This window comes from Pseudomonas amygdali (genome assembly GCF_002699855.1).
Taxonomy (GTDB): Bacteria; Pseudomonadota; Gammaproteobacteria; order Pseudomonadales; family Pseudomonadaceae; genus Aquipseudomonas; species Aquipseudomonas amygdali.
Genome location: NZ_LKBW01000025.1, coordinates 1 through 16069 on the forward strand (window position 1 = coordinate 1; position 16069 = coordinate 16069).

Annotated in this window: 9 protein-coding genes and 1 pseudogene; 6 read left to right on the forward strand and 4 right to left on the reverse strand. The window is 59.5% G+C overall.

Translation table 11 applies throughout. The annotated features are described in order from the left end of the window. Window positions 1–224: 224 nt before the first annotated feature. From mdoH to pip, 4 genes are all read right to left on the reverse strand, one after another. Window positions 225–2807, reverse strand: coding sequence for a glucans biosynthesis glucosyltransferase MdoH (mdoH, locus tag AO277_RS03270; RefSeq protein WP_044319555.1), 2583 nt, complete (start codon window positions 2805–2807; stop codon window positions 225–227). Beyond that, window positions 2800–4728 (reverse strand): glucan biosynthesis protein G, encoded by a 1929-nt coding sequence (locus AO277_RS03275; RefSeq protein WP_044319559.1) that lies wholly within the window; start codon window positions 4726–4728, stop codon window positions 2800–2802. Before AO277_RS03275 ends, mdoH begins: the two co-directional genes overlap by 8 nt. Before the next feature lie 265 nt (window positions 4729–4993). Continuing rightward, a complete protein-coding gene (dtd, locus tag AO277_RS03280) occupies window positions 4994–5431 on the reverse strand; it encodes a D-aminoacyl-tRNA deacylase (RefSeq protein ID WP_044319556.1) in 438 nt (145 codons plus the stop codon). A 39-nt stretch (window positions 5432–5470) separates the two neighbouring features. Beyond that, entirely contained in the window at window positions 5471–6442 is a 972-nt protein-coding gene (gene pip, locus AO277_RS03285; RefSeq protein ID WP_005730969.1) for a prolyl aminopeptidase, read from the reverse strand. A gap of 279 nt (window positions 6443–6721) precedes the next feature. On the opposite strand from pip, the gene AO277_RS03290 reads away from it, so the two are divergent. From AO277_RS03290 to AO277_RS03315, 6 genes and pseudogenes are all read left to right on the forward strand, one after another. Beyond that, the gene (locus AO277_RS03290) at window positions 6722–9172 is read left to right on the forward strand and encodes a glycogen/starch/alpha-glucan phosphorylase (RefSeq protein WP_002551620.1); all 2451 of its coding nucleotides are present in this window, start codon (window positions 6722–6724) and stop codon (window positions 9170–9172) included. A gap of 254 nt (window positions 9173–9426) precedes the next feature. Beyond that, entirely contained in the window at window positions 9427–12231 is a 2805-nt protein-coding gene (locus tag AO277_RS03295) for a DUF2339 domain-containing protein (protein ID WP_044319557.1), read from the forward strand. Between the two features lie 26 nt (window positions 12232–12257). Next, window positions 12258–13607 (forward strand): DUF3999 domain-containing protein, encoded by a 1350-nt coding sequence (locus tag AO277_RS03300; protein WP_044319558.1) that lies wholly within the window; start codon window positions 12258–12260, stop codon window positions 13605–13607. A gap of 132 nt (window positions 13608–13739) precedes the next feature. After that, window positions 13740–14750, forward strand: a complete 1011-nt coding sequence (locus AO277_RS03305) for a class 1 fructose-bisphosphatase (RefSeq protein ID WP_004666507.1) — start codon at window positions 13740–13742, stop codon at window positions 14748–14750. Window positions 14751–14990: 240 nt separating this feature from the next. Continuing rightward, window positions 14991–15245, forward strand: a complete 255-nt coding sequence (bamE, locus tag AO277_RS03310; protein WP_002551616.1) for an outer membrane protein assembly factor BamE domain-containing protein — start codon at window positions 14991–14993, stop codon at window positions 15243–15245. A 3-nt stretch (window positions 15246–15248) separates the two neighbouring features. Then, window positions 15249–15829 (forward strand): annotated as a pseudogene (locus tag AO277_RS03315) (lipocalin family protein). Window positions 15830–16069 lie beyond the last annotated feature (240 nt).

Genomic DNA, 16069 nt, shown 5'->3' on the forward strand with positions numbered 1-16069 from the left:
CACAATATTCTTTCACGGCTGCGAGTTTTGCCTGCACTGTATATTTACCCATGACGCCTCCAAAGGTTGCGTCCAACCTTCGGGGGGCATACCAGAGCGTGAGGAACGATCGGGGTTCTGGAGAACCCGTCTTGACCATGTCCTGTGCATTTATGTGCCGCAAAGCCCAATAAAAAGCCCCCGACGCGCTAAGCGTCAGGGGCTTTTTTCGTAGCCGGGCGGTCTTAGACCGGGACCGGCTCCGATGCTTTACCTACAGGCTGCAAAGGCAGCAAGGGCGCATGTGGATCAGCTTCGATGGAAGCTCTCCAGGCGGCCAGCCACTCTTCGTGACCTTCGCTCCAGACGCGCTCATGCAGGCGCCCAAGGGCGACCGGGTCGCTCAGCAGCATCAGACGTTCCTGATTGCCGAGTTTGGCCGGACCTACCTTCAGAGCCTGATCAACACGCTCCATACGCACCACTTCGATCGGCTGTGCCTGACGGTGACGCGAGGTTGCCAGGGCGCAGGCCAGAGCATTCTGGCGAGGATCCACCACAGCCCGAATGAAGCCTTGTTTCAGCGCATGCCAGCGGTTCTCGTAGGTGTACTGATCCGTCGAGATCAACTCTTGCGGCGGTTCGAACTCTTCAGGAATCAGGAAGAACTTCTCGTCACGCGCCTTGACGCCCAGATTGGTACGGCTGGAAATCACCGATACCGGAATCGACAGCATCAACGAGACCACAATCGGCGCAAGCCACCACAGGAAGCCCGGGTTCAACCAGAACACCAGCAAGGCCCAGCATGCGCCCAGCAGTGTCTGTGGACCATGACGCTTAACGGCTTCGATCCACGGCGTGGAGTCGTCGTCGCGTTGCGGAGAGTTCCAGGTTGCGGCCCAGCCCAGGAAAGCGGCCAGTACGAAGCGGGTGTGGAACAGCATGCGCACCGGTGCCAGCAGCACCGAAAAGAGCATTTCCAGCAGCATCGAAACGGTGACCTTGAACTTGCCACCAAAGCCTTTCGCGCCCTTGGCCCAGATCAGAATGACGCTGAGCAGTTTAGGCAGGAACAGCAGGACGATGGTCGTCGAGAACAACGCAACAGCTTTTTCCGGGTGCCATTGTGGCCACAGCGGATACAGCTGACGCGGTTCAAGGAAGTAAGTCGGCTCCATCAGTGTGTTCACCGCCAGCAAGGCCGTGGACAGAACGAGGAAGAAGAACCACAACGGTGCCGACAGATACGACATCACACCGGTCAGGAACACCGCACGGTGAACCGGGTGCATGCCCTTGACCAGGAACAGCCTGAAGTTCATCAGGTTGCCGTGGCACCAACGGCGGTCACGCTTGAGTTCGTCCAGCAGGTTGGGCGGCAATTCTTCATAACTGCCCGGCAGGTCGTAAGCAATCCACACGCCCCAGCCGGCACGGCGCATCAGCGCAGCTTCGACGAAGTCGTGAGACAGGATCGCACCGGCAAAGGCACCTTTACCCGGCAGCGGCGCCAGGGCGCAATGCTCGATAAACGGCTTCATGCGGATGATCGCGTTGTGACCCCAATAGTGGGATTCACCCAACTGCCAGAAGTGCAGACCGGCCGTGAACAGCGGACCGTAGACCCGCGTAGCGAACTGCTGCATGCGTGCATACAGCGTGTCCATACCCGACGCACGTGGCGCGGTCTGGATGATACCGGCGTCCGGCGTGGCTTCCATCAGGCGAACCAGACTGGTCAGACACTCTCCGCTCATGACGCTATCGGCATCGAGCACGACCATGTAGCGGTATTCACCACCCCAACGACGGCAGAAGTCGTCCAGGTTGCCGCTTTTGCGTTTTACGCGACGACGACGACGGCGATAGAAGATCTTGCCGAAACCTTTGGTCTCGCGGCATACGTCCAGCCAGGCCTGTTGCTCGGCAACGGCAATGTCAGTCTCGTTGGTGTCGCTGAGTACGAAGAAATCGAAACGATCCAGATCACCCGTAGCCGCGACCGACTCGAACGTAGCGCGCAGGCCGGCGAAAACCCGTGGCACGTCTTCGTTGCAGATCGGCATGACCAGCGCAGTACGTGCGCCCTTTTCGATCGGCTCGTTGCCAGCACTGGCACCCGAGATACGGTATTTGTCACGACCGGTGAGCAGTTCCAGGAAGCCCATCAGTGCGGTCCAGAAACCGGCCGACACCCAGCAGAAGAGAATACCGAACAGCAACAGAATGCTGGTCTGCAAGGCATAAGGCATGACCTGCAAAGCGGTCTGCACGAAGGTCTGACGGGTGATTTCGTCGAGCGAAACCAGCGACCAGCCCTGATACGGCAGAATGCCCTTCATGTACCAGCCAGCCACGATCGTTTGACCCAGCATCAGGATCAGCAGGATGTAGCGACGAATCGAACCGACGGTGCGCCAGCGCGCCTTGGGCAGATCACGAGGCAGATCGTCGTGCTCTGGCTTGGGCGGGTTGGTCTTGCCGGTCAGGCGACGCCAGCCGCGTACCAGAATGTTGGTGCGCCATGGCTCTGGCACGACCTTGGTCCGGCGAATCGGCGGTGTGGCCTTGAGGCACAGGCGACCGCTGGCATCGACGCCGAGCATCTCGGCGTCCTCCAGCTGGTCTGCGGTGGTCAGCGTAAGGCGGCGACCCACCGAAGCCTGAGCGGCCTCGGCAGGGTCATTGACCGGCTGCGCAGAAAGACGCTCATGCAACTCGGCGAAGGTCTTGCAGCCGGCAAGTTCTGCCCGCTGCTCGTCGCTCATCGGTAAATGCGCCAGGTACTCGTTCAGAGACACTGGCACCGGTAGAGAATTACTCATCGCTCGGCAACTGATAGCTCCAGGTCTCGGTCATGACTTGCAACGTCTTGGCCGGTTCCGGATGGGTGGGTGCTGCCTCGGTTTCAGGCTGCTGAATCTCTTTACCGTCCTTGTCCTTGGCTACGTCAGCCTTGGCTGCGTCGGCTTTGGCTGCATCGGCTTTGGCAACTTCGCCTTTACCTTTCGCAGCGTCAGCCTTGCCAGCTTCAGGCTTGGCGGTCTCGGGTTTGGCGGCTTCAGGCTTCGGCGCGTCGGCCTTGGCGATTTCTACCTGGTCGTTGGCAGATTCCTTGGCAACTGCCGGTTTGGCAGCTTCCTTGGCAGCAGCCTTCTTCTCTTCAGCTTTGTCTGCAACGAGCAGCGCAGGTTCCTTGCCCGGTTCGGCAGGGATCTCACGCAGCAGGTAAGCGCGCATTTCGGTTGGCTTGCCGGAATCCTTGACCTTCACACGCAGGGTCAGGCGGTAGCCTTTGGTGACCGGGTTATAGCGCAGGTTGTTTTCCACCAGTTCGACGTTGTCGTCAGTGGTCACCTGGCTGCGAATGGTCTTGTCTTCCGGCAATGCGGCCAGTACCGGGCCCACGAAGTCGACCAGGAAGGCAAGGCTGCCATCCGGCTGACGGATCAGGTTGGACTGACGCACATCACCGATGGAGCGTTGGGTCTGCTTGACCCAGCCCAGATCCGGCGAGTGGATCGAGTTTTCCTGCATGGTCCAGTGCAGACGGTAATCGAATGCCATTTCCTTGCCCGGCTCTGCGAGAGTCTCAGGCTTCCAGTAGGCCACGATGTTGTCGTTGGTCTCGTCGGCAGTCGGAATTTCGACCAGCTCGACGGTGCCCTTGCCCCAGTCACCCTTCGGCTCGATCCAGGCGCTTGGACGCTTGTCATAGAGGTCATCCAAGTCTTCGTACTGACTGAAGTCACGGCCACGTTGCAGCAGACCGAAACCACGCGGGTTTTCGACCGAGAAGCTGCTGATGGACAGATGTTTAGGGTTGTTCAGCGGACGCCACAACCACTCACCGTTGGCAGCCTGAATCGACAGACCGCTGGAGTCGTGCAGCTCGCGACGGTAGTTAGGTACACGCGAAGGCTGGTTGGCACCGAACAGGAACATGCTGGTCAATGGGGCAACACCGAGCTTGTTGACCTTGTCACGCAGGAACATGCGCGATTTGACGTCAACCAGGGTGTTGGAGCCAGGACGCAGGGTCAACTGATAAGCACCAGTAGCGCGCGGCGAGTCGAGCAGCGCGAAGATCACCAGATGATTGTCATCCGGGCCCGGCTTCTCGATCCAGAATTCCTTGAAGCGCGGGAACTCCTCACCAGACGGCGATGCAGTGTCGATTGCCATGCCGCGTGCGGACAGGCCATAGACCTGCCCCTTGCCGATCACGCGGAAGTAGCTCGCGCCCAGCATGGTCATGATTTCGTCCTGCTTGTCATCCTTGTTGATCGGATACAGGACACGGAAACCGGCATAACCCAGTTTCTCGGTGGATTTGGGGTCGATCTTCAGATCGCCGAAATCGAAACGACTGGAGTCGTACTTGATTTCGTCGACGCTGGTGGCGGTCACTTCGTTGATCTTGACCGGCGTGTCGAAGTGCATGCCCTGGTGGTAGAAAGACACTTTGAACGGAGTCTTCTCGCCCGCCCATTCGGCCTTGTCATCACGGAAGCGAATCTTCTGATAGTCGGCAAACTTCATATCGCGAAGCTCGTTCGGCAGATTGCTCCTTGGAGCCTCGAACTTCTGCCCGGCCAGTTCTTTGGCTTTTGCCGTTACATCATCAAGATTGAACGCCCACAGCTGACCTGCACTGAACAGGCATACAAGGGCCGAGCTTGCCAGAAGTGCACTACGAAACCGCTTGACAGGTGTCTTTGGAGCATCACAGGGACTAACAATCACGAGCAACCCTCGCCGAAAAACAGATGAAAAAACCAACGGCCAGCTATCAATGCCGGGTTGGCGAGCATTGTTCCGACTCCGAATGGGCTTAATGATTCCCCAACCCGGTGCCAGAACCGCTTTTGTCATACCAAATGGACCAACAGTGTCGATCCCCGTAACGCGCGATTATCCAGCAGCGCGCGCCACAACGCATCAGGTATGACAAAGAAATTTATTTCCCGTGCGACCGGAAAATTCAGGGGAGAAACGATGAAATCGTAGCTTATGTATCGAACAAAAATGTCACTGGGCCATCATTTATCAAATGCACTTGCATGTCCGCACCAAATTGGCCCGCAGCCACAGCGGTATGCGCGATTCTGGCCTGACTCAATACATAGTCGAACAGCTCGGCGCCCAGCGCTGGAGCAGCGGCTTTCGAGAACCCCGCACGCAACCCGCTTTTGGTATCCGCGGCCAGCGTGAACTGCGAAACCAGCAACAACCCACCGCCTACCTCGCGCAAGGATAGATTCATCTTGCCGTCGGCATCGCTGAACACTCGATAATTAAGCAGCTTGTGCAGCAACTTATCGGCACTGGCGCGGGTGTCTTGAGGCTCTATGCCCACCAGCACCAATATGCCCTGATCGATAGCACCGACAACTTCGCCGCCCACCTCGACGCGTGCGTTTCGCACGCGCTGCAACAAACTTTTCATAAATGCCTTTCCAGACTCAAAACCAGTACCAGGCTGCTGTCATGCTTCTTCGGGCGGGAGGTCGAGCAGGTTGCGCGCAATTTCTGCAGCGGCACGCACCAGCGCATCGGCGATACCGGATTCCGACGCCGAATGGCCAGCCTCACGAATGACCTGCAGTTCGCTGCCGGGCCAGTTCTGATGCAACTCCCAGGCATTATCCAGCGGGCAGATGACGTCATAACGACCGTGAACGATGATTGCCGGCAGGTGCGCGATCTTTGGCATGTCGCGAATCAACTGGTTTTCCTCAAGGAACGCCTTGTTCATGAAGTAATGGCATTCGATGCGAGCAATGGACAGCGCACGGTGCGGTTCGGCGAAGCGATCGACCACTTGCGGGTTGGGGCGCAAGGTTGCACAACGCCCTTCCCAGGTCGACCAGGCTTTGGCAGCGTGCATCTGGGCGATCTGGTCCGGCCCGGTGAGGCGCTTGTGGAAGGCAGCCAGTAGGTTGTCGCGCTCATCCAGCGGGATCGGCGCTACATAATCCTGCCAGTAATCAGGGAACAGACGGCTGGCACCCGCTTGATAGAACCAGTCGATTTCCTGCTGACGGGCCAGGAATATGCCTCGCAGGATCAGCGCGTGTACGCGGTCTGGATGGGTCTGCGCGTAAGCCAGGGCCAGAGTCGAGCCCCACGAGCCGCCGAACAGCACCCATTTGTCGATTCCGAGGTGCTCGCGAATCCGCTCCAGGTCCTCCACCAGTTTCCAGGTGGTATTGTTCTCAAGACTGGCATGCGGTGTGGAGCGACCGCAGCCACGCTGATCGAACGTTACGATACGGTACAGGTTAGGATCGAAATAGCAGCGACTGTGCGCATCACATCCGGAACCAGGGCCGCCATGAATGAATACCACTGGCAACCCTTCTGGCGAGCCACTTTCATCGACGTAAAGCACATGCGGTTGTTCCACGGCCAGATCGTGCCGGGCGTAGGGTTTGATCTGCGGGTACAAAGTCTGCATAAGTGCTCCATAAGTCCAGTTCAGAGGCTTCTATTATTCTGCCGTTGGCATCATAAACCCGAAACGAAGAATCAGCATGCTGCACGTCATTGATCGGGATGGAACGATCGATGCAAGCGTTTTGCCAATTTGGTCAGCGCGCGAACCAGAGCCGTTGCCCTGGGTCGAAGCGAGGGCGCTGCCTTCAATTATTTCTACTATTTTCAGGAAATAACTGACGACACGCCTACAGTCTAAGAATCCCGTTTTCCATTCGTCAGACTACTTGAGGTTGTACCGATGTCTCAGGAACCACTTGTTCGTGACGCTGATGTGGCTGCTTTCCGCGCCGCTGTGCTCGCCAAACTCACCTATTCGGTGGGCAAGGACCCCGACCATGCGTTTGAGCATGACTGGTTTGAAGCTGTTGCCCTTGCCGCCCGCGACCACATGGTCGAACACTGGATGGACCACACGCGGCAGATTTATCGCAAGGTCCAGAAGCGCGTTTACTACCTGTCTCTGGAATTCCTCATTGGCCGACTGCTCTACGACAGCCTGAGCAACCTCGGCCTGCTGGAAGTGGCTCGCGAAGCATTGACCGAGCTGGGTGTGGATATCGAACGTATCCGCTTGCTTGAACCGGATGCTGCGCTGGGCAACGGCGGCCTGGGTCGTCTGGCAGCGTGCTTCATGGAAAGCATGTCGACCCTGGGCATTGCCGGGCACGGTTATGGGATTCGTTACGAGCACGGGCTGTTTCGTCAGGGCATCGTCGACGGCTGGCAGCAGGAACAGACCGAAAACTGGCTGGACTTCGGCAACCCGTGGGAATTCGAGCGTCCTGAGGTGGTTTACTCCATCGGTTTCAGTGGCAGCGTCGACACTGTGGTGACCGAAGCGGGCGACTCGCGTCAGGTCTGGCGTCCAGGCGAAACCGTTCGGGCCATTGCTTACGACACCCCTGTGGTCGGCTGGCGCGGGAAAAGCGTCAACACCCTGCGCTTGTGGCGCGCCCGTGCGGTGGAAGACCTGCATCTGGAACGCTTCAACGCTGGCGACCACTTTGGCGCCGTCGCCGAAGTAGTGCGCGCCGAAAGTATTTCCCGCGTGCTGTACCCGAACGATGCAACCGAAGCGGGCCAGGAACTGCGCCTGCGCCAGGAATACTTCTTTGTTTCCGCATCGCTGCAGGATTTGCTGCGCCGCCATCTGAACCAGCACGCCACGCTGACCGATCTGCCAGACCATGCAGCGATTCAGATGAACGACACGCACCCGTCCATTGCAGTGGCCGAGCTGATGCGTCAGTTGATCGACAACCACAACATCCCGTGGGACACCGCCTGGAAAATCACCGTCGGCACCCTTGGCTACACCAACCATACGCTGCTGCCGGAAGCGCTGGAGACCTGGTCGGTCGGCCTGATGGAGCGGATGCTGCCGCGCCACATGCAGATCATCTACCTGATCAACGCACAACACATCGACACACTGCGCGCCAAAGGCGTCGACGACGTCAACGTGCTGCGTGCGGTATCGCTGATCGAAGAAGACAATGGTCGTCGGGTACGCATGGGCAACCTGGCGTTCCTCGGCTCGCACAGCGTCAATGGCGTTTCGGCGCTGCATACCCAACTGATGCGCAAGACCGTGTTTGCCGAGCTGCACAAGATCTATCCGGAGCGGATCAACAACAAGACCAACGGCATCACCTTCCGCCGCTGGCTGTTCCAGGCCAACCCGAAGCTGACCGAAATGCTCGTCGAAGCGCTGGGTGAGGACGTTCTGGATAATGCCGAGACTCGCCTCAAAGAGCTTGAGCCGTTCGCCGATAAGTCTTCGTTCCGCAAGCAGATGGCCGACCAACGCCTGCACAGCAAGCGCGCACTGGCAGCGATCATTCATGAACGCTTGGGTATTGCCGTCAATCCTGCAGCGATGTTCGACGTCCAGGTCAAACGGATTCACGAATACAAACGCCAGTTGCTGAACCTGTTCCACACCGTCGCGCTGTATCAGGCGATTCGTGCCGAGCCAGGCACAGACTGGGTTCCGCGGGTGAAGATCTTCGCTGGCAAGGCGGCGGCCAGTTATCACTCGGCCAAGCTGATTATCAAGCTGACCAACGATATCGCCCGGACCGTGAACAACGACCCGACGGTGCGTGGCCTGCTGAAAGTGGTGTTCATGCCCAACTACAACGTCAGTCTGGCGGAGAGCATCATCCCGGCAGCCGACCTGTCCGAGCAGATTTCCACGGCAGGCCTGGAAGCTTCAGGGACCAGTAACATGAAGTTCGGCCTCAACGGCGCACTGACCATCGGCACGCTGGACGGTGCCAACGTGGAAATGAGCGAGCAGGTCGGGCTGGAGCACATGTTCATCTTCGGCATGTCCTCGCAACAGGTCGAAGCCCGCAAGCGCGCAGGCGAATTCAACGCACATGGAGACGTGGCGGCATCGGGGCGTTTGAACGATGTACTACAAGCGATTCGTGGTGGCGTGTTCTCGCCGGATGATCCGAACCGTTACGTGGGACTGATCGATCAGCTGCTGGATTATGACCGCTTCCTGGTCTGTGCCGACTTCGATTCGTACTGGGCAGCACAGGCCAAAGTCGAGGAACGCTGGCACGATTCCAAGGAATGGTGGCGCTCGGCGGTGCTCAACACCGCACGCATGGGCTGGTTCTCTTCGGACCGGACTATTCGCGAGTACGCCGGCGACATCTGGAAGGCGCTGGACTGACTCGGAGCCTGAACATACTTACACAACCCCCGTGGGAGCGAGCTTGCTCGCGAAGAGGCCATTAAGGTCTCCGCAAAGAAGGCGCTCGAAACGACGCCTTCGTGAGCAAGCTCACTCCCACAAGCGCCTCAAGGATCTGTCTCAGTCCTGCAGAGACTCTGGTGCCCCCCGGCATAAAACATTACAAACGATGTCCGCCCGCCCCTATATACTGCGCTCGATGAACCTTCACACATCGAAAAGGATGTCGTCGCGTGCTTTGGATTTGTCTGGTGGTGGGCGGTGCAGCGCTGGGCTACGCGCTGAGCTATGACGAGTGGGCAGGTGCGCTGATCGGCGCAGTCATGGGCTGGGCCGTCTGGGCAGGCATTCGCATGCGCCTGCTTGGCAGGCAATCCGCCGACCAACTGCAACAACTGCTCGCAACCCGCCAATCCCTCGACGCCGTTCAACAGCGCCTGAGCGTGCTCGAGCGTCAGTCCGCGCCCGGCGTGCCACCTGCGCAGGACGCCGCACCGCTCCCAGTGGATGCGGTCATTATCGAGACATCCACTGAAGGCCCAGAGCTGATCTGGGACTTGCCGGACGAAGAGCCGCAGGTAGCAAAGCCTGTCGAACCCGCTCCCGATATCCACCAGCCTTCAAAGGCCGCTCAGCCCAATCTGCTGGACAGCGCCATCAATCGCGCAAAAGACTGGCTGCTGGGCGGCAATACGGTACTGCGCGTGGGCGTAGTGGTGCTGTTTCTCGGGCTGGCCTTTCTGTTGCGCTACGCCACCGAAGGCATGGTCGTACCGATTGAAGCACGCTACGCCGCAGTCGCCGCCAGCGCGCTGGCCTTGCTCGGTCTGGGTTGGTGGCTGCGTTTGCGCAACGGTCCTTACGGGCTGATGTTGCAAGGCGCAGGCGTAGGCGTGCTGTACCTGACCGTCTTTGCGGCGATGAAATTGCACGCCCTGCTCGATCCGGCAGCGGGCTTTGTGCTGCTGGTAGCGATCACCGCTTTCTCGGCCATTCTGGCGTTGACACAGAATGCTCTGGCCCTGGCCTGCGCCGGTGCGCTGGGTGGATTCGCAGCACCACTGCTTGCTTCGACCGGGCAAGGCAGCCACATCTCGCTGTTCAGTTACTTTGCCCTGCTCAACGCGGGCATCATTGCCATCGCCTGGTTCAAGGCCTGGCGTATTCTCAACCTGATCGGCTTTTTCGGCACTTTCGGCATCGGTTTCGCCTGGGGCATACGGGCTTACACCCCCGAGCTGTTCTGGAGCACCGAGCCCTTTCTGATTCTGTTCTTTGTGATGTACCTGGCCATCGGCCTGCTGTTTGCGCGTCGCAAGCTGCTGGAACTCACTGACGCGCCACCGGATGCCAGTCGCGAAACACTGCTGCGCTGGTCGGCACGTCAGGGTGATTACGTCGACGGCACCCTGCTGTTTGGCACGCCAATCGTCGGGTTCGGCCTGCAATACGCGCTGGTCGAACACCTTGAGTTCGGTGCCGCGCTCAGCGCGCTCGCGCTGGGCCTGATCTACATGGGTCTGGCACGCTGGCTGGCGGCACGTGCGAACGGCCAAACCGTTTTGTTGATGGAAACCTGCCTGGCGCTGGGCGTGGTGTTTGCCACGCTGGCCATCCCGCTGGGTCTCGGTTCGCAATGGACGACCTGCGCGTGGGCCGTGGAAGGCGCAGCGGTTTTCTGGCTGGGCCTGCGCCAGCATCGCAAACTGGCCCAGGTTTTCGGCCTGGTGTTGCAGGTGTGTGCCAGCGCAATGCTGATCAGTGATTCAGACAATTCCAGCTGGGCTGGTGACTACTGGACACCGATGATTCTGGCCATCGCGGCCCTGATCAGCGCCTGGAGCGTGTTCCGCTTCAACACCCTGACGATCGTCGATCAGAAAATCGCCAGAACGGTACTGAAAATATGGGGCGCGATCTGGTGGGCGGCTTCATTGATCAGCATCGTGCAACTGTACGCACCGAACAGCGTGCAGACGCCACTGCTGTTGATCGCGGCTGCGCTCAGCGTAGCTATCTGGGCAATGCTGGCCCTGCGTTTGCGCTGGCCAGACCTCGCCGTATTGTGCAGCGTACTCACGCCCGTCAGCGCCCTTCTGTTACTGGGCTCGCTGAGTGAGCATTACCACCCGGCCGCGAACTGGGGCTGGCTGGCCTGGGCAGCCGTGTTCGCCGTGCACCTGCTGACCTTGCGCTATCTGGCAGACACGCTGCCGATCCTCGCGCAACGTATCGCTCACACCACGGGCTGCCTGTTGATCATCGCCGTACTGGCACTGGAACTGCGTTTCGGCCTGCTGCAGCTGTCCGAGTCTTACAACGCCTGGCGCTGGCTGGGCTGGGCGATTCTGCCTGGCCTGTTCCTGCTGGCGATGAGCTCAGAGCGTCAGTGGCCATGGCCGGTGAAGGCTTGCCCCGAGGCCTACCATGTCGGGGCCGCGGCACCACTGGCGGCATTGATGCTGGCGTGGTTCTGGCTGGCGAACACGTTCAGCGACGGTGCGGCGGAACCGCTGCCCTATATCCCGCTGCTCAACCCGCTGGAAATCGGCCTGCTGCTGGCTCTGGCCGGGGTATGCCTGTGGATGCGCAAGTACCTCACACGCCCTCGCAATGCTGCCTTGCTGGTGGCAGGCGCTTCACTGTTTGCACTCGTCACGGCAATGGTCATGCGCACGGCCCATCATTGGGCTCAAGTGCCGTGGCACACCGAGGCGCTGCTTGAGTCGATGCGCGTTCAGGCCGGGTTATCGATAGTCTGGACGCTGATGGCACTGGCCCTGATGATCGGCGGTCATATGCGCAGCAACCGCGAGCTCTGGCTGGGCGGCGCAGCATTGATCGGCGTGGTGGTGATCAAGCTGTTCTTCGTCGAGCTGAGCAACCGTGGCGGCATGGAGCGCATCGTCTCGTTCATCGGTGTTGGCATTCTGCTACTGGTGGTGGGATATTTCGCACCATTGCCGCCGAAACACTCTGCCAGAGAGGTCGGCGAAGAACCCGGCCCAGGCCCGACCGTCGCGCCGGATAAGCTATGAGGAAAACGTTCTTGAGTCATCCCGCCATGAAGATCGCCGTGCTTGGCCTGGCCTTGTGCACGGCGATAACTGCCGTCGCCCAGGACAAACCGACGGACTTTGCCAGCCAGACCCCACTGAGCCTCAGCGGCGACGGGCCTTGGTATCGCATCGAGTTACCGCTTGCCGTGCAGTTGAATGCCCGGCAGGGCGACCTGGGTGATCTGCGCGTGTTCAATGCCGAAGGCCAGCCGCAGGCTTATTCGATCACGCCGCGACAGCCTGCACGCGAGCAGGAACCCACGCCAATCCCGGTCAAATGGTTTGCCCTTTACAGCACGCAGGAAGCAGGCGATGCCGCGCCGGTCATCCGCATCGAGCGCTCAAGCAACGGCAGCGTGATCGAGGTCCAGCCGCAAAGCGATATCGAGGCTGGTGAAGAAGTGCTGCGCGGCTGGTTGCTGGACACCAGCGCGATCAAGGCGCCACTGGAACAACTGGTGATCGACTGGAGCACCGAGCGTGAAGGTTTCCAGAACTTCAGCATCGAAGCCAGCGATGACCTGCAGCACTGGCGCAACTGGGGCGAAGGGCAGGTTGCCCGATTGTCATTTGCCGACGAAGTGATCGAACAACGTGAAGTCGGCCTGCCCGGCCAGAGCGCCCGCTACCTGCGTCTGTTGTGGCGCGCCCCGCACAGCGCACCCCTGTTGATATCCGCCCACCTGCTCAGCGCCAGTACTGAAAGCCCGACCCCGCCGCTGACCTGGTCGCCACCCGTCAAGGGCGTCGTCGAAAGCCCCAACGAATATGTATGGCAACTGCCGAGCGGCTTGCCGGTAGGCCGTGTCAAAGTCGACATCGCCCAGCCCAACAGCCTCGCACCGGCGACGCTTTACGGTCGGATGGACGCGAAACAGCCCTGGCAGCCGATCAGCAGTGGCCTGTTGTACCGGTTATCGCAGAACAACAGCGATGTCTTGCAGGACCAGCTGCAATTGTCCGGGCGCATCGTTCAACAGCTAAAACTGGTGGTGGATGATCGCGGCGGCGTGCTGGGCAGTGAAGCGCCGCAGTTGAGCGTGGCCGTGCCTGCCACGGAAATCGTATTCCTGGCACGCGGTGAAGGGCCCTTCACGCTGGCCATCGGCAACCCGAACGTCAAGGCGGCGAACCTGTCGCTGGCCACCCTGATCCCCGACTTGAGTCCGGAAAAACTGGCCTCGCTCGGGACAGCGGAACCCGCTACGGCATCTGTTGCCAACATGGCAGCTGCGCCGATAGCGGTGCCGCAGAGCATGGACTTCAAACGCCTCGGGCTTTGGGCCGTTCTGCTGCTCGGGGTACTGTTTCTGGGCTGGATGGCGTTCAGCACCCTGCGCGCATCAAAACGCTGAAACACAGGCTGTCGGGTGCGCTTTGCCCGACATCTGAACTGAAACAGTCATAAGCCAGTCTGATAGCAGTATTACGTCGCCACTCGCGTTAAACTGCGCGGGTTTTCATACCCCCTATTTTCGGAGCTATCCATGTCCCGCGTTACACTAAGTCGTTACTTGATTGAGCAGACTCGCAGCAACAACACCCCTGCCGATCTGCGCTTCCTGATCGAAGTTGTGGCGCGCGCATGCAAGGAAATCAGCCACGCCGTCTCCAAAGGCGCGCTGGGCGGCGTTCTTGGCAGCATGGGCACCGAAAACGTTCAGGGCGAAGTGCAGAAAAAGCTCGATGTGATCTCCAACGAGATCCTGCTCGAGGCCAACGAATGGGGCGGTCACCTGGCCGGCATGGCGTCCGAAGAAATGGACAACGCCTACCAGATCCCGGGCAAATACCCGAAGGGCGCGTACCTGCTGGTTTTCGACCCGCTGGACGGCTCGTCGAACATCGACATCAACGCTCCGGTCGGCACCATCTTTTCGGTACTGCGTTGCCCGAACGAATACCTCAGCCAGAACGAAGCGCTGAATGAAAAGGCCTTCCTGCAGCCGGGCACCGAACAGGTCGCCGCCGGTTACGCAATCTACGGCCCGCAGACCATGCTGGTGCTGACTCTGGGCGACGGCGTCAAAGGCTTCACCCTGGACCGCGAAATGGGCAGCTTCGTGCTCACTCACGAAGACATCAAAATCCCGGAGTCCACCCAGGAATTCGCGATCAACATGTCCAACCAGCGCCACTGGGAAGCCCCGGTGCAGCGCTACGTGAACGAATTGCTGGCCGGCGAAGAAGGCCCGTTGAAAAAGAACTACAACATGCGCTGGGTCGCTGCGATGGTTGCCGACGTGCACCGTATCCTGACCCGTGGCGGTCTGTTCATGTATCCGCGCGACAGCCGCGAGCCTTCCAAGCCGGGCAAACTGCGTCTGATGTATGAAGCCAACCCGATGTCCTTCCTGGTCGAGCAGGCTGGCGGCGCGTCCACCGACGGTCATCAGCGCATTCTCGACATTCAGCCGGAAGGCCTGCACCAGCGCGTAGCGGTGTACCTGGGTTCGAAAGAAGAAGTCGAGCGCGCTACTGCGTATCACAAAGAGTAAGAAGGCTTGCTGTGCGCCAGTGGTGATTCGGCCCGTCTGAATCACCACCCGGCGACAGGCAAACGAGCATTCGATGTTGCGTTCGGCACAGGCCTGCGGGCCAACCATCTGATCTGCGGCATAAATCCTTGCGCCGTCCGGGAACCAGATTCCCTTTTTCTCTTCTAAGCTTGCGGTACTGCGCCAGCCTGCCTCCGCTTGCACTGCGACGCGACCCCCTTCCGTTCAGGAGCTACACCCATGTCCTTGCGCACTGTCGCGTTACTCTCGTTCTGCGTATTTCTGGCTGCCTGCAGCAAGATCACCCAGGAAAACTACTCGAAAATTTCAGCCGGCATGCCCAAGGCACAGGTCGAATCCTTGCTGGGCAGCCCGACGGAATGCTCCGGCGCACTGGGCATGTCCAGTTGCACATGGGGTGACCAGAACACCTTTATCAGCGTGCAATATGCGGCAGACAAGGTTGTGCTGTTCTCGGGTCAGGGTCTGAAATAAAACATGATCAAGGTACTGGTACGTTTCGGAATTTTTGTCATGGCCAGCTTTCTGGCCATCGGTTTTGCCCACTCGGCTGACAACCTCGAGCCAAGGACAGTCGACAGCGTCGACCTCAAGCAGTATCAGGGCACCTGGTACGAGATCGCCCGCCTGCCAATGTTTTTCCAGCGCAAGTGCGCCCAGTCCGAGGCGCTTTACGCGCTCAAGGACGACGGCAACATTGCAGTGACCAACCGTTGCCGCACTATCGAGGGCAAGTGGGAAGAAGCAAAGGGCACTGCCTCGCCCCAAGTACCGGGCAAGACCGACAAGCTGTGGGTAGTGTTCGATAACTGGTTCTCGCGCCTGCTGCCGGGCGTTGCCAAGGGTGACTACTGGATTCTGGACGTCAGCGAAGGCTACCGGACCGCCGTGGTCGGCGCAACCCGGACCGCAAATACCTGTGGCTGCTGTCGCGCACGCCGACAGTGTCTGCATCGGTCAAGGAAAACATGCTGAGCAAGGCTCGCCAGCAAGGCTACGACACCTCCCGCCTGATCTGGCGCGAAGATGATTCGAAGATCGGCAAGGGCGAGAAGTAAGCGGACTCCGCTTATTGTGCTCACGCTTGATCATTGTGCGACGCTCTGCGTCGCATGCCTTTCTGGACGCTCCGCGTCCGATTTTCGATTGGCGGCGCGACGCAGATTTGTGACGCGGAGCGTCACCCACGGCATTCCCACGCTGGAGTGGTATGACCCCCGAAGGTTGGACGCAACCTTTGGAGGCGTCATGGGTAAATATACAGTGCAGGCAAAACTCGCAGCCGTGAAAGAATATTG

Coding starts and splice junctions, on each gene's coding strand:
- AO277_RS03290 (WP_002551620.1), top strand. CDS start 6,722: ATGTCTCAGGAACCACTTGTTCGTGACGCTGATGTGGCTGCTTTCCGC.
- AO277_RS03300 (WP_044319558.1), top strand. CDS start 12,258: ATGAAGATCGCCGTGCTTGGCCTGGCCTTGTGCACGGCGATAACTGCC.
- bamE (WP_002551616.1), top strand. CDS start 14,991: ATGTCCTTGCGCACTGTCGCGTTACTCTCGTTCTGCGTATTTCTGGCT.
- mdoH (WP_044319555.1), bottom strand. CDS start 2,807: ATGAGTAATTCTCTACCGGTGCCAGTGTCTCTGAACGAGTACCTGGCG.
- AO277_RS03305 (WP_004666507.1), top strand. CDS start 13,740: ATGTCCCGCGTTACACTAAGTCGTTACTTGATTGAGCAGACTCGCAGC.
- dtd (WP_044319556.1), bottom strand. CDS start 5,431: ATGAAAAGTTTGTTGCAGCGCGTGCGAAACGCACGCGTCGAGGTGGGC.
- pip (WP_005730969.1), bottom strand. CDS start 6,442: ATGCAGACTTTGTACCCGCAGATCAAACCCTACGCCCGGCACGATCTG.